This is a genomic window from Natronomonas pharaonis DSM 2160 (assembly GCF_000026045.1).
Classification (GTDB): domain Archaea; phylum Halobacteriota; class Halobacteria; order Halobacteriales; family Haloarculaceae; genus Natronomonas; species Natronomonas pharaonis.
In genome coordinates, this window is the sequence record NC_007426.1 from 866,853 (window position 1) to 881,072 (window position 14,220).

The 14,220-nt window shown below is 60.9% G+C and carries 11 protein-coding genes; 7 read left to right on the forward strand and 4 right to left on the reverse strand.

The annotated features are described in order from the left end of the window. Positions 1 to 49 precede the first annotated feature (49 nt). Positions 50 to 505, forward strand: a complete 456-nt coding sequence (locus tag NP_RS04465; RefSeq protein WP_011322622.1) for a hypothetical protein — start codon at positions 50 to 52, stop codon at positions 503 to 505. Positions 506 to 540: 35 nt separating this feature from the next. Here the strand turns inward: NP_RS04465 and NP_RS04470 are convergent, their stop codons facing one another. Beyond that, on the reverse strand, positions 541 to 4,251 hold the full coding sequence (locus tag NP_RS04470) for a carboxypeptidase-like regulatory domain-containing protein (protein WP_049939478.1): 3,711 nt from the start codon (positions 4,249 to 4,251) through the stop codon (positions 541 to 543). A 79-nt stretch (positions 4,252 to 4,330) separates the two neighbouring features. Then, entirely contained in the window at positions 4,331 to 5,593 is a 1,263-nt protein-coding gene (locus tag NP_RS04475) for an RNA-guided endonuclease InsQ/TnpB family protein (protein WP_011322624.1), read from the reverse strand. A 246-nt stretch (positions 5,594 to 5,839) separates the two neighbouring features. Here NP_RS04475 and NP_RS04480 point away from each other — a divergent pair, with 246 nt between their 5' ends. Further along, positions 5,840 to 7,339 (forward strand): PAS domain S-box protein, encoded by a 1,500-nt coding sequence (locus NP_RS04480; RefSeq protein WP_011322625.1) that lies wholly within the window; start codon positions 5,840 to 5,842, stop codon positions 7,337 to 7,339. Positions 7,340 to 7,360: 21 nt separating this feature from the next. Here the strand turns inward: NP_RS04480 and gdhB are convergent, their stop codons facing one another. Both gdhB and NP_RS14340 read right to left on the reverse strand, forming a co-directional pair. Then, positions 7,361 to 8,635, reverse strand: coding sequence for a glutamate dehydrogenase GdhB (gene gdhB / locus NP_RS04485; RefSeq protein WP_011322626.1), 1,275 nt, complete (start codon positions 8,633 to 8,635; stop codon positions 7,361 to 7,363). Positions 8,636 to 8,638: 3 nt separating this feature from the next. Further along, the gene (locus NP_RS14340; protein WP_148215431.1) at positions 8,639 to 8,782 is read right to left on the reverse strand and encodes a rubrerythrin-like domain-containing protein; all 144 of its coding nucleotides are present in this window, start codon (positions 8,780 to 8,782) and stop codon (positions 8,639 to 8,641) included. A 205-nt stretch (positions 8,783 to 8,987) separates the two neighbouring features. Here NP_RS14340 and NP_RS04490 point away from each other — a divergent pair, with 205 nt between their 5' ends. From NP_RS04490 to NP_RS04510, 5 genes are all read left to right on the forward strand, one after another. Further along, complete coding sequence (locus NP_RS04490) at positions 8,988 to 9,419, forward strand: thiol-disulfide oxidoreductase DCC family protein (RefSeq protein WP_011322627.1); 432 nt, start codon at positions 8,988 to 8,990, stop codon at positions 9,417 to 9,419. 185 nt (positions 9,420 to 9,604) lie between these two features. Beyond that, entirely contained in the window at positions 9,605 to 11,473 is a 1,869-nt protein-coding gene (locus NP_RS04495; protein ID WP_011322628.1) for a carbon starvation CstA family protein, read from the forward strand. Between the two features lie 150 nt (positions 11,474 to 11,623). Further along, positions 11,624 to 12,043 carry a hypothetical protein gene (locus NP_RS04500; RefSeq protein ID WP_011322629.1) on the forward strand — a complete coding sequence of 140 codons (420 nt, stop codon included), beginning with the start codon at positions 11,624 to 11,626 and terminating at the stop codon, positions 12,041 to 12,043. A 330-nt stretch (positions 12,044 to 12,373) separates the two neighbouring features. Then, positions 12,374 to 13,744: an RNA-guided endonuclease InsQ/TnpB family protein gene (locus tag NP_RS04505; RefSeq protein WP_049939480.1), complete on the forward strand. Its 1,371-nt coding sequence runs from the start codon at positions 12,374 to 12,376 to the stop codon at positions 13,742 to 13,744. A gap of 42 nt (positions 13,745 to 13,786) precedes the next feature. Continuing rightward, the gene (locus tag NP_RS04510) at positions 13,787 to 14,218 is read left to right on the forward strand and encodes a mechanosensitive ion channel family protein (protein ID WP_148215432.1); all 432 of its coding nucleotides are present in this window, start codon (positions 13,787 to 13,789) and stop codon (positions 14,216 to 14,218) included. Positions 14,219 to 14,220 lie beyond the last annotated feature (2 nt).

Genomic DNA, 14,220 nt, shown 5'->3' on the forward strand with positions numbered 1-14,220 from the left:
ATGCACTGAACAAATGATTTAATTGGGCCGTGATACAACGGGACGTACAATGAATTCACAACTAGAAAATATCGGTAAACTCGTTGCATCGATGCTCGTCGTCGGCGTCGGAATCGGTATCGGCGCCTTCTTCGGGCTCGAATGGACCTTCGATACGATTGTCCCGCAGGTCGACCCGACAGCACAGCAAATCATCTCCGACCTCGGGCCGCTCATCATGCTCTTTGTGCTGTTCGCGTCGACGCCCGTCATCGGTGGTATCATCGGCCTCATCGAGGGGCGGAACATCACCTACGACCGACAGCGCCTGTTGACGACGATGTTTAGCTGCCTGCTCGGCGGTATCCTCGTTGTCCTCATCTCGATGGCGATTATCGGAACCGCCGGCGAGGGCGGCGGTGGCCCCGAATTCGCTGTCGTTGACCTGCTGTCGATTGCGGGCCTTGTCGGCATCTCCAGTGCCTTCACGAGCGGACTGGCAATGGCGATTACCGGCGAACTGTAAGCAAAACGCGGCGCTATTTTCGGGTCTCGTCCCGACTACTTCCCGAACCGCCAGCGACGGTTCAACAGCCCGAGTGAGGCAAGCGTGCCGCCGCCGCCGAGCACGATGACCGAAATCAGAATACCGGCGTCGATAATGAGGGTACTGCCGAGCTCGTCGTTCTCGGGTTGCTCCTGCGGTTCGGTCCCCTCGTTGTTTTGTTGTTGTTGTGAGGTAGCATCGTCGTCGGCGTCGAGTTCGACCTCGAGGTCGAGTTCGAACCAGTTTGTGCCTTCGTCGGTCGCCGGCAGGTCGAGCGTCCCGTCAATCAGTGGGTCCCCTGTCTCGTCCGGCACGGTGAACTCGTTATCAACGAGTGTCGCCGTTCCGCCCTCCTCGTCCAGTGACGCCTCGCCCGACAGCGATTCACTCTCGCCGACTGTCGTCGCAATCTCAAAACTAAACTGCGTGTCATCGTCGCCTTCTATCGCCACTGACAACTCGCCGTTTGCGCTCATCTCGCCGCTGTCGGCGTCTATCTCACCCGACAGCCCATCCGGCGCGCTGACTTCCGCTGCAATCCCTGAGTCGGTCACCAAATCCGGGAACCGAATCGAACTCGACTCCCAACTGCCGTCGTCGTCGACTGCGCCGACAATCTCAATCGGCTCCTCGCCGGCATCCGCCGATGGGAACTCTAACCCTTCCTCGATGGCCGTCTCTTTGTCTCCGTCCTCAGCAAAGGAGATGAAGCCGCCCTGACTGGTCGCAACGAACGTGTCGCCGTCGGCGTCGACATCCGGCCCGAGGGCTTCGGCGACCGTCACGTCGGCCGTCGATTCGAAGCTTTCGCCCTCGATTTCGGCCGTGTGCTCGCCGAGGTCCTCTTCGGCGACGTCCCATTCGAGCGTGACCGTCTCGGTGTCGCCGGGGTCGACCTCGACGGTTTGGGTTTTGGTTTCGTCGCCGACGGTGGCGGTGACCTCTTCGGAGCCGGGAGCGCCGCCGGTGTTTTCGACGGTGGCGGTGAGTGCGACGGTGTCGCCGGGTTCGGCGTCGGTGACGTCGACGTCGACGGTCATCTCGGGGTCGTCGGCGTCGAGTTCGACATCGACGGTGGTGGTATCGTCTTCGTCGACGGTGACGTCGGTGGTGGTGTCGGCGTGGCCGTCGGCGGTGATTTCGAGTGTGTAGTCGCCGGTTTCGACGTCGGTGAGTTCGAAGTCGCCGTCGTCGTCGGTGGTGGTGTCGTCGAGTTCGTCTTGGATGTCGACGGTGGCATCTTCGATGGGGTCGCCGGTTGATGATTCGACGGTGCCCTCGATGTCGCCGGTATCGGCTGCGGTCTCTTCGATATCGATGTCGAAAGAGAGTGTGAGCCAGTTTTCGCCGGGTGTGGTGGCGGGCAGGTCGAGGGCGTTGTCCATGATGTCGTAGCCGCTTTCCTCTTGGATGAGGTATTCGTTGTCGACGGCGGTGACGGTGCCGCCGTCGTCGTCGAGGTCGGCGTCGCCGTCGAGGTCATTGCTGCCGTCGGTGGTGGCGTCGATGTCGAATTCGAAGTCACCGTCGGCGGCGGTGACGGCGAGTGTGCCCTCGACGGTCATGGTGTTGTCGTCGGTGTCGATGGTGCCTTCGAGGCCGTTGGGGGTGTCGATTTCGGCTTCGACGCCGTCGATGCCGGCTTCGCCGAGGTCGAGGTTGGGGAAGTCGACGGCGGTTGATTCCCAGGAGTTGTCGTCGGGGTTGTAATCGGCTTCGAGTTCGATGGGTGTGTCGCCGTCGTCTTCGTCGGGGAGCGAGAGGCCTTCGTCGCTGGCGGTGGTTTCGCTGGAGGTGTCTTCGGTGAAGGCGATGAAGCCGCCCTGGCTGGTTGCGGTGAGGACATCGTCGCCGGAGTCGGTTTCGTTGTCGTCGGCTTCGGAGACGGTGACCTCGGCTTCGGCGGTCGCATCGCCGGTATCCAGTTCCGCCGTGTACTCGCCGTCATCATCCGCATCCGTCTCCCAAGACAGCAGTATCGTCTCGTCGTCGCCGACGGCCAGCGCAAGCGTCTCAGTGTTTTCCTCGTCGGCGACCGAGAGCGTAACATCCTGCTCGCCGGCACCATCGCCCGTGTTTTCGACGGTGCCGACAAGGTCGACCTCCTCGCCGGCTTCGACCGCATCTCCTTCGAGGCTCGCCTCGAAGTTCGGGTCACCGGCCTCGAGGGTGAACGTCTCGTCGACGGTCTCGTCTTCGCCGACGGCGATGCTGGTTGTCTCCTCGAAGTATCCGTCCGCGTCGACGGTCACGTCGTAGTCGCCGGCTTCAACTTCGAGCTCAACGCTTCCGTCCTCTCCGGCTTCGGCCTGTCTGTCACCGACCTCGACGACTGCGCCATCGATGGGTTCTCCCGATTCGTCTTCGACCGTACCGGCGAACGTTCCGGTCGTCGACAGCACCGACACGTCGAGTTCGAGTTCGAACCAGTTGTCACCCTCGTTGGGCGAGGGGAGGCCCAGACTACCGTCTACCAGCCCGCTGCCGGTCTGGTCGTCGACGGGGAACTCGTTGTCGACGAGGGTGACTGCCCCGCCGTCCTCCGAGAGGTCCGCATCCCCGGACAGTTCGCCGCTGTCTTCGGTTGTCGCACCGATATCGAAGCTGAACTCGTCGCCGGAGACGATAACCGTCAGCTCACCTTCGGCTGTCATGGTCCCCGATTCGAGGTCGAGTTCGCCTTCGAGGCCGTCACGCGCTTCGACATCTGCCGGGAGAGCGGCATCCTGCAGCGTCGGGAACGAGGTATCTGTCGATTGCCACGTGCCGTCATCGAAGACTTGGCCCTCGATTTCGATGGGAATATCCCCATCAGGGTCGTCTCCCGGCGGGAAGCCGACACCCTCCTCGCGGGCCGTGTCGCCGTCGCCCTCGTTGAATTCGACGAAGCCGCCTTCGCTGGTGGCGACGATCTGACCGACTTGGGGTTCGTCGGGACCTTGCTCGTCTTCGCCGATGACGTCGATGTCTCCGCCCTCCCAGTCGGCCTCGACTTCGTCGCCGGTGTAGCCGATGGAGGAATCCTCGCTGAAGCTGATGTCACCGACATCACCGGGGTCGCCGAGCACGACGAATTCGAGCCGGGCCGCGGTAAGTGGCGTCGACGGTGGTGAGGTCAGGTCGCCGAACTCGTAGTCGGACTCGATTTCGATGGTCCCTCCCCGTTCAGTTATTTCTGTGCTACCCACATCGACCGGCTGGCTGTTTACCGCACTGTACTGTAGCACGTCCCGGTCGTACTCGAGCTCGATATCGAGCTCGTTGATATCTATCGAGCTTCCCTCGTTGCTCTCAATGTCGACCTCAAGTACGACCTGCTCGCCCGGAACGCCCTCGCCGCTTTCGATGTCGACAGTCGCGTCGTACACTCGTACGTCGGGGTCGAGTTCGAAGTCGACCGTCTCGGTTTCCCCGGCAGCAACGGTAAGCTGTGCTTCGTCCGACTCGTAGCCATCAGCGTTCGCTATGACCTCGATCTCCGCTGCGGGAACATCGAGCTCGTAGCTCCCGTCGTCGTCGACCGAGGCTTCGTCGCCGGTTTCAGGCGCTTCAACGGCCGCCGACGAGAGCGGCTCCCCGCCGCTGTCGGTTACGTTGCCGGTTATGGTTCCAGTCTCGTCAGTTGCGTCGACGACAGGGACCGCACCCGTTACGGCGGCAACCGCGACCGCAACGAATAGCACGGCTGCTACCGTCCCCGCCCCCCAAATGTGTCTGTCGCTCATACGGCTCTGATTCATCCGTATTCCCTCGTTCGTATTATATCCACAGGGTGAACGCAGCTTTCGTGTCAGGTACCCACCGCTAAAGCGGTGGGCTTGTCAGTGGACTCCCGCTCTGACCACTAGAACCAGTGGTAGGCGAAAACTCACTGTTCGCGTTCACCATCCCTGACTTCAGGGCGACCTGACAGTCCGCCCGTCCAGCACCAGACTTGAGCCAATGCTGGACAAGACGCCACCCAATATTCCGAGCAGCGTTGTAATCCGCGTGAAGCTCCTTTCCACAGCTCAGGCACTCGAACTCGTCACCGTCACGATTATCCTCGTGCGTGAACCCACACTCCGAGTGACTACACCGCTGGGACGTGTACTGTGGCTTCACGTCATCAACGAGGATGCCGTACTCTTCAGCCTTGTACTCAACAAGAGATTGGAGTTTGTTGAATGCCCACTGTTGGAACTTAGAAGCGTTCGAGATACGCCCTCGAATGTGTTTCAAGTTCTCGAACGCTATCGCGTCACAATCGTGTCGACGGGCTTCGAGAACCACTGCGAGTGCGACGCGATGCAAGTAATCCTCGCTCCAATTCGAGAATCTGTCACCAATAGATTTTAGCGTCAAGTGGGCACTGCGAGTGCCTGTCTGTTGCAGCTTTCCACGACGCCGTTCGTACTCCGCACGCTTGTGGTTGAGGTAGTCTGCGTTGCCGAGGAACGCGCCAGTCGAGGTGACGGCAAGGTAGCCGTCGACGTTCAAGTCTACGCCGAGTACCGCTCCGTACTCGGATGTAGACGCCTCGTCTTCCTCGCGTTCCTTTTTCATCGACACGTGCAAGTAGTACGTGCCATCACGCTTGTGAAGAGTGGACTCACCACGTTCCCACTCATCATTCTCCCAGTATTCTTCGAACGGCGTTCCGCGAGTGTCCTCGGGGACGATGTATTCCGCGGTGACACGGTCTTCTGTAGTTGATAGCGTGCAGTGGTCGTCGTTGTACGTTATCGTGCGACCGTCGTAGAAGACCACGGTGCCGCGGAATTCTGGTTTACTGGCTTTCTTGCCGTCTTCGAGGATACGGTCTTTGCAGTTTTCGAGTGCGTTTGCTGCGAGGCTGCGTGCGGCTTGGACGTGGTTTGCAGTGAGGTCTGTCTTTTCACGTACGTCGGAGTACGTGGCGTCGTGGAGTTTGCTCTTGCTGTCGATTATCTGAGTAGGGTCGTCAGACCAGCCGTAGTCCGCGGCGTGTTGGGCGGCTTGACGGAATTGCTCGAACGTCTCATCGAGAACGCTGTGGGCGTCCTCGTCAACGTCGAGCTTGATTTCGAGGTTTCTGACGACCGCCACGATTCAAATATTGGGAGTGTATTATTTAAAGACTGTGTTTTTGCGTTGGGGAGTCAGCCGTGGCTGGATGCGTGGTTTGATTCAGGAGTGACGCGCTTCCTCCGCACGGCTAAAGCCGTGGGGTTCCGCGCTGCCTCTGTATGATGCCGCTCTTATAAAGAATGCCGCTCCTATGAGACAGCGGCCGCGCGGGGGAGTCCCTATCGCTCGCTGCCCGCGACAGTCCACAACGCCACGTCAGGAAACATGTCTGGCGGGCTAGCAGACACCGCTGACGGTATCGACCCCGAGGTAGCCGAGACAACAGTACAGCTACTGGTCGACGATGACGAGCGCCGCCGCCGGCTCGACGACGTGCTCGGCAAGCGGTATCGAATACTTGCCGACGAGGCGACGCCAGCAACCGAGGCCGACCTCCACGTGGTTGATAGTGCGGCGCTTGAGACTCTCCAAGACCAGCTTGCCCGGCTGACTCGTCGCGACCAGCCGGTGTTTCGGCCGGTGTTGTTGCTCTGTCAGTCGGGCTGTCGGTGCGATGTCGCAGAGGAGGCACTTCACGAAGACGAAACCGAGACTGACGAGCCCCCTGTCGTCGACGACGTTATCCGTCCATCGCTGGACGATGTGCTGCTCCGCCGACGCATTCGAACGCTTGTCGTCCGCCGTCGCCAATCCCGACGGCTTGAATCGAAGGTCTCGACGCTCCGACAGCGGGAGCGCCGGCTGCGGAGCTTCAAGCGCGCTGTCGAACGCTCCGGGCACTCGATTATGATAACGGACACCGAGGGTGTCATCCGGTATGTGAACCCGGCGTTCGAAGGGATAACCGGCTACAGCGAGGCGGAAGCAGTCGGTGAAAAACCATCGCTGCTGCAGTCCGGCGAGCACGACGAGACGTTCTATCGGTCGCTGTGGACGACCATCTCAGACGGCGATGTCTGGGAGAGCCAAGTGATAAACGAGCGCAAGGACGGCGAACAGTACGTGGTCGACCAGACTATCGCCCCCATCACAGACGGCGACCGGATAGAGGGCTACGTCTCGGTCAACTCCGATATCACAGACCGCGTCACCCGCGAGCGTGAGCTCCGGAGCCGCGAGCGTGAACTCGACCGGCTCAGGCAGATCCTCACCCGCGTGCTCCGGCACAATATCCGTAACGACGCGACGGTTTTCACCGGCTACGGCGAACTGATAGCCGAAAACGCCGACGAGCCGTACGCCTCGATGGCAGAAGGCATCGTCGAGACTGCCGAGTCACTTTCAAAAACGACTGAGAAGGCAAGGGAGCTGAGCCGGCTGGTCGAACGGGACCCGACGCCGACCGCTCACGACCTCTCGTCGTTGCTGCGGTCGACCGCAGAGGAAGTACAGACGGAGTTTCCGGAGGTCGATATCACCGTAGATGTCGACGACGACCTCAGTGTCCTCGGAACCGAGGAGCTTCCGCGGGTGTTCCACGCCCTGCTTGAGAACGCCGCAGCGCACAACGACGCCTCCGACCCGGAGGTCAGATTGCGGACTGTCGCCGGCGACCCCGTTCTCGTTGTGATTGAAGACAACGGACCGGGGATTCCAGAAACGGAGGTCAAATCGCTTGATAGTCGCGAAGAGACCCCACTACAGCACAGCGACGGGACGGGGCTGTGGCTGGCGGGGTGGATACTCGACCGCTCCGATGGCACGCTTCGGTTCGACGACCACGATGACGGGACCCGAATCGAAATCGAACTGCTGCGTCCCTGAGCTGTCAGCAAAAAGCTGGATTCACGGCCACAGTCCCCGCGCCTCGTGGGCGGCGGCGACCCGCTTTAGTGCGACGATATACGCTGCATCGCGCCAGCTTACGTCGTAGGTTTCGTGTGCGTCGGTAACCGCGTCCCATGCGTCGAGCATCTCGGTTTCGAGTTCCTCGTTGACGCGTTCCAGCGACCACGCCCGGCGGTTGATGTCCTGCAGCCACTCGAAGTAGGAGACGGTCACCCCGCCGGCGTTGGCGAGGATGTCGGGAATGACCCGTATACCACGCTCTTCGAGAATCGCGTCGCCGGTCGTCGTCGTCGGGCCGTTTGCTCCCTCGACGACGATGTCGGCGCTGATGTCGGTGGCGTTGTCAGCAGTGATGACGTTGCCGAGGGCGGCAGGAACGAGCACGTCGACATCGAGTTCGAGGAGCTCATCGTTCGAGATGACGGTGTCAGCGTACTCGGTGACGGCTTCCGGTTCCTCGTCGTGGGACGGAACAGACGCCGTATCGATACCGTCTGGCGCGTACATCGCGCCGTTGACGTCGCTGACGGCGACAATCGTCGCCCCCCACTCATCGAGCAGGCGGGCGGCGTTGGCCCCGACGCTGCCGTAGCCCTGTATCGCGATGGTTGTCTCCGAGAGTGGCCGGTCGTAGTACTCACAGACTGCGCGCGTGATGATGGCGACGCTCCGGCCGGGGGCCTCCTCGCGGCCCTTGCTGCCGCCGATGACTGGCGGCTTGCCGGTCACGACCCCCGGCGTCGTTTCGCCTTCCTGCATCGAGTAGGCGTCCATCAGCCACGCCATCGTCTGTGGGTCAGTTCCCATGTCGGGGGCTGGGATATCCTGCATCGGGCCGATTACCCCCCGGATTTCCTGTGCGAACCGCCGTGTGAGCCGCTCCTTTTCATCGTCGCTCAGCGACTTGGGGTCGACGGCGACGCCGCCTTTTGCGCCGCCGAACGGGAGGTCCATCACGGCACATTTCCAGGTCATCCACATCGCGAGTCCCACACACTCGTCGTGGGTTACCTCGGGGTGGTATCTGAGCCCGCCCTTGTATGGTCCTCGGACGCTGTCGTGCTGTGCTCGGTAGCCGGTGAAGGCCTCGACGGAGCCGTCGTCGCGCTCGATAGGAACCGTTACCTCCTGTACCCGGCGTGGATGATGAAGGCGTTCGACGACGTTCGGGTCGATATCGAGGTGGGCGGCCGCCCGGTCCAGCTGCAGCCGTGCCGTCTCAAGTGCCGTTTCCGTTTCGACTGCCTCGTCGTCTCCAGCAGCTCCCGGCATCGTTTATTCGATGGGGAGGAGTCGGTTCCGCATCTCGCCGCCGCAGCGTGGGCACCGGTCCGGTGTCTCAGCGGCGTTCACGACCGTGCCGCACTCGAAGCATTCGTACGGGCGTTCTTCGTCGAGATCGTATTCGGGGTCTCTCATGGTTGGTGGGCGCTCCGACGCTTGGAGCATACTCGGTAATATGGTTATAGGAATATAAGGGGATTGTGGTTGACCGCTCTGCGGTGGTCGACCGTACAGATTGGCTCCGATTGCGGGTCCAGCAATTGCGCTTTGCCCGGTCGCAGAGTCCCCGTCCCCTGTCGTGCGGGCGAGGGGTTATTGGAGTAGAGCCCCTAGTGCTGATATGACCGATGCGCCGGTGCTCATCTTTGACGGCGAGTGTCCCTACTGTTCGATGGCTGCGGTCGCGTTGCGCCGCATCGAGGGTATTCGGGCGGTGTCGTGGTACGATGAACCTGCCGGCCAGTTCCTCGATGCGCAGTTCGGCGAACGTCCCTTTGCGATGATACTTGCCGACCCCGCAGAAGATACTGTGTACGCCGGCCGCAGCGCCGCAGAGGAACTCGCCTCGCGGGCAGGAACGCCAGGCATCGTCGCCTCGCTGGTGCGGGACAACTACGACAGCATCGCGGGTGTCGTCGGAACGCTCTCCGGTCGTGAGGCCGACCCCGACGACTACCACGACACCTACGCCCTCGATGCTGAAGCGGCCGGCCATCTCCCGGCGCTCCGAGCGGCTGGAGACGACGCCGTCCCCGACGACCAGCCGGCCTGAGTCTGCGATAACCACCACTGCCGGCAGGACAGTTGCTCCCCTCGAACCGACCGCACCCCGGTGGTTTTATGCGCCGGACATGAGACAGGCAGACAACCGGAGGTTCCACCGATGGATGCACAGCCAAACGCGGGGAGAAATGTACCGATAGCCAGCGATCCCGGATGCAACAGGGGTGACAACCGATGACGAGCATCATCTGGATCGTCGCGATTGTGCTTGCTTCCTTCACGGTCGCGTACATCGGCTACGGACGGTATCTTTCACAGTTCGTCGACCTCGACGACGACCGGGAGACGCCGGCACATAAATACGAGGACGGACAGGAGTACGTTCCGGCAAAAAAGCCTGTCCTCCTTGGCCATCACTACTCGAGCATCGCCGGCGGCGCACCGATTGTCGGCCCCATCACCGCAGCCTTCATCTGGGGCTGGGTGCCTGCGGTGCTGTGGGTCGCCATCGGAAACCCGCTTATTGGCGCTGTTCACGACTTTACGTCGCTGACCAGCAGTATTCGCCACGAAGGAAAGTCAATCGGATACATCATCGGCGAATACGTCGGCGAGCGCGGCAAAAATATGCTGCTGTGGTTTGCATTTCTACTGATCATCCTCGTTGCTGGCGTGTTCGCGCTGGTCATCGGAGTCGTTTTTGATGCGTATCCGGCGGTCGCAACAGCCGGGGTACTCTACATCGGCTTGGCGCTGCTTTTCGGCGTGTGGCTCTATCAGCTCAATCTCTCGTTTATCGGCGGCACCGTCATCTTTGTCGCCGGTGTCTTCGCGACGGTCTGGGTCGGCATCCAGTACCCGATCGCCTTCTTCGGCGAGCATCCGGACGGCGTCTTCGTCCTCTCGGAGACGGCACCCGTCTTTATCCCTGAACTGCTCGGTAGCGCAAACATCGCCGCGTGGGTTATCACGCTGTTGCTGTACGGCGGCGCGGCGAGCATCCTGCCGGTGTGGGTGCTCCTGCAGCCGCGGGATTACCTCTCGTCGTATCTCCTGTACACTGGCGTCGGGGGCGGCCTCCTCGCCATCATCGTCGGCGTCTTCCTGACTGGGCCGAGCGCGGCCGCTGTTGATGCAGGCGCATCCTTCGACATCCAACTCGAAGCGTGGTACGGCTTCTTCGGTGGCGAGAGCCCGTTCGCTGGTGCCTTGCCGCTCATGCCGCTTTTCCCGCTGCTCTTTTTGACGATTGCGTGTGGGACCATCAGCGGGTTCCACTCGCTCGTCTCGTCGGGCACGACGGCGAAACAGCTGAACCGTGAAACCGACGCCCGGCTCATCGGATACGGCGGCATGCTCGGCGAGGGGCTGTTGGCATCTGTCGCGCTGGTCACGGTTGCGGTCGTCGCCGTTCCGGAGACACCTGATGGCGGTATCGCGCTTGCGCTGCCGAACTTCGCTCAAGGCGGCGGGGCTATCCTCACCGCGTTGGGCATCCCGTTCGCACTCGGTGAGGTGTTCATGGCGCTCGTGCTCTCGGCGTTCCTGCTGACGAGCATGGACACTGCGGTTCGACTGGGGCGATACATGGCCGAGGAGGCCATCGGCACGCCTGAAACGTCCGTCCAAGAGTACGGCGCAAACCAGTATGTCAACACCGGCGTCATCGTCGTCGCAGCGTTCCTCCTCGTCGCCAGTGGACGCTGGGCGGACCTCTGGACGCTGTTCGGCGGCGCGAACCAGCTCCTTGCCGCGATGGCGCTGCTCACCGTCACCATCTGGCTGGCAAACTGGGACGAGACGAAGCAGCTGGTCTCGACCGGCGTGCCGCTGCTCATTATGGCCGTCATCACAATTGCCGGGCTGCTTTGGGTCTCGATGTATCAGGTCCTTGGCGGCCGGCTCCTCGGCATCACCGCCGAGGCTGAAACGTCAGCCCTCGGCATCGGCTCCGCCATTGCCCAGATACTCATCGCCTTGACGCTTGTGGTGCTTGCGCTGTCGCTCCTGCGGATGGGGTACGGTAACCTGCGCGAGATGGGCCGTATCGGCGACGCACCAGCGGCCACGGACGGCGGCGACGGAAGCCGAGACGACGACTGAGACAGCTCTCACTCGCTTTTCCCGTCTTTGCTGAGATTGGCCCCGCGTTTTCGTGTTGCTTCTGTGGACGGTAGGCCCCTCAGCGTTGGTGCCCGAACCCCGGCCAGCAGCCCGCGAAAAGCTAAACCCGCCAGCCGTCGCACGTGGTGTATGCAGGAAGCCGCACGGAACGCCTTCGGAGTGCTTCCGACTTGGGCGCAGGTTCTGACGCTTCTGGTCACGGCACTCGTAGGAGCGAAGCTCATTGAGGTGGTCGGCTACTACGCGCTCCATCAGGCAGATAGATTGGCGAAGGGCGAGTACGACAGCCTGATTATCGAAGAAACCCACGCTGCGCTGTACATCTCAATCTTCCTTGGTGGCATCTATCTGAGCGCACAGTTCGTTCCTCAAGTAAACTACCCCGCCCTACGTCGCTCACCCCGAAGGGATTCGCTCGTTGAGGAGGGGGCTTTATCCAGTTTGGTCAAGCCCGTGTCCCCGTGCAAGGCGAGGCGCGACCTTCATTGCAGGCAAGTCAGCATGAGCGAACAGCGTAGACACTTGGTTGAGTGTCCCGCTTTGGACTGATTCGCTCACTCATTGCCACTCCCGCTTTAATTATCGGTGACACAAGCGCAGTGTCCCGATATCTGGGGCCAGTTTACTCGTGGCCCACCTCTCCGAGACGTGTGCTCTGAGAGGCCTGCAATCATACGTTGGTACTGTTGGATTATGTACTTGTTGTCGGCTTCCTCCCCACCCTACTCGTTTGTGCTTCCGATTGGGCATCGGAAGCCCTGCACTCCTTGAGGGTGGGGAGGAAGCCGACAGTACTCTGTACAACCCAACCCAACCCACATAGCCAGCTCTGACACCCCAAGCGTAGCCTTTACGATATAGTAAGCCGACATGTTGTATATGGTGGAATCGAACCGGACTGTGGTGATTCCCCTCTGGGTTCCAGAAGAATCACGCTCCGACTTCCACCAGACAATTCTTCCGTATGCCTACTGCCAGCAGGAAGCAGTTAACCACTGCTGGCCAGATACACCGAAACAGCCAGACGACCTACAAACCAGCAAGCGGGATGTTGAAGACGCACTCTACGACCGACTTCGGGAGGACACCAACGAACAACTCCACTCGAATCTCGTCCAGAAAGCCATCAAAGACGCAACCAGTGCGATTTCCTCGTGCAAGACCAGTTGGGAGAACGGCGACCGTATCAGCAAACCTGATTTTTACGACCGTGACCGCGCTGGCTATACGATGACATACGACAAACGAGCCGCCACCTACGGTCGGTACGAGGCGACGCTCTCGACGCTCAACGGCACTGTGACTTGCCGATACGAACTGCCAGCGGAACTCGAGGGAACGCCGTACGGCGAGTATGTACTGGACAAGCGGTGGTCGTTTTCCACCAGCAAACTCGTCTTTGATGGTGACCGGTTTTGGCTCCATGCGGTGATGCAACGCCAGTTCAGAGATGACCCAGTGTATACACCCCAGACGGACGAATCAGGTTCAGACACGCACGAGGACACGCATCGTGTTCTTGGCGTGGACTTGAACGTCGATGGGGCAACTGCGGTGACTTCAACCGGCCAATTCTACGGGAACGCGGACGCACTCAACGCCTACCGTTCTGAGCAAGAGCAATTACGCGGCGAACTTCAGCAGACAGGGACACGAAGTGCTCACCTCCGATTTCAACAGCGGCGTGGCGTCGAGTGGCGATACTACGACCAGTACGCCCACCACGTCGCCAATTCCATCAAACAGGAGGCACTCCGCGTTCGTGCCACCCACGTCGCCTTCGAGAACTTGACGCGGATTCGCAAACGCATCTCGAATCTGCCCAAGTTCCAGCAATGGCTGTTCAAGAAAGTTCGCAAGTACACCGAGTACAAGCTGGAACGGTCTGGTGTGACTGTGGATACGACCAAACCAGCCCACACGAGTCAGGCGTGTAGCCGCACAGATTGTGACTGTGTGGACGAAGACAATCGTGACGGCAAACACTTCGAATGTCTGGAGTGTGGCTACACGGTTAATTCGGATTATAATGCGGCCAAGAACATCGGATTCCGGTATCTCTGTGAGGAACTATCCAGCCCGGCGAGCCGCACGTGTTCGTCCGGGCAGGCCACGAGTCAACTGGCCTTGGTGTCGGGGACACTCTCACCAACCGGCGATTTTGCCGAGCATGAGTGGGTGTCCACCGACAAGCCCCACCCTCAACAAGCGAGCGAGTCGTCAGACTCCGAGCGCAGTAGGGTGGGGTAGTTGACGCGGGACAACACGGAGGTTACCGTACCGAACGCACAGATGAACTCGACACAAGTCATCAACGAGTCCGCGCCGGTCCGTCGGCGTCGCATCCGCCTGAACATCGGTGTCGCCTACGATTCGGACCTTGCGACCGCCGAGGAAGCCATCGTTGATGCAGCATACGAAGAAGATGTCGTGCTCGATACGCCGGTCCCGAAGGTTCGGTTTCTGGAGTTCGACGACTCCGCAATCGTCGCACAGCTTCAGTGCCACATCGCACGCCCTAGCCAACGCGATGAAGCACGGCACGGACTCGTTCAACGTATCGACAAGCGCTTTGACGACGAGGATGTCAAGATTCCCTTCCCGCAACGCGAGGTCACGTTCTTCGAGTCGGGCAACGAAATCTCGATTGCAGAAGACGACAGCGACGGCCGGACGCAGGCGTTCGACCAACCGGCCCGTGACAGCCGCGAGTTCTCGAACTGACG

What these genes read in the sequence shown, in the direction of transcription:
- NP_RS04490 (WP_011322627.1), top strand. Translation starts at nt 8,988, where the DNA reads ATGACCGATGCGCCGGTGCTCATCTTTGACGGCGAGTGTCCCTACTGT.
- NP_RS14340 (WP_148215431.1), bottom strand. Translation starts at nt 8,782, where the DNA reads ATGAGAGACCCCGAATACGATCTCGACGAAGAACGCCCGTACGAATGC.
- NP_RS04510 (WP_148215432.1), top strand. Translation starts at nt 13,787, where the DNA reads ATGAACTCGACACAAGTCATCAACGAGTCCGCGCCGGTCCGTCGGCGT.
- NP_RS04470 (WP_049939478.1), bottom strand. Translation starts at nt 4,251, where the DNA reads ATGAGCGACAGACACATTTGGGGGGCGGGGACGGTAGCAGCCGTGCTA.
- NP_RS04505 (WP_049939480.1), top strand. Translation starts at nt 12,374, where the DNA reads ATGGTGGAATCGAACCGGACTGTGGTGATTCCCCTCTGGGTTCCAGAA.
- NP_RS04480 (WP_011322625.1), top strand. Translation starts at nt 5,840, where the DNA reads ATGTCTGGCGGGCTAGCAGACACCGCTGACGGTATCGACCCCGAGGTA.
- NP_RS04465 (WP_011322622.1), top strand. Translation starts at nt 50, where the DNA reads ATGAATTCACAACTAGAAAATATCGGTAAACTCGTTGCATCGATGCTC.
- NP_RS04500 (WP_011322629.1), top strand. Translation starts at nt 11,624, where the DNA reads ATGCAGGAAGCCGCACGGAACGCCTTCGGAGTGCTTCCGACTTGGGCG.
- NP_RS04495 (WP_011322628.1), top strand. Translation starts at nt 9,605, where the DNA reads ATGACGAGCATCATCTGGATCGTCGCGATTGTGCTTGCTTCCTTCACG.
- gdhB (WP_011322626.1), bottom strand. Translation starts at nt 8,635, where the DNA reads ATGCCGGGAGCTGCTGGAGACGACGAGGCAGTCGAAACGGAAACGGCA.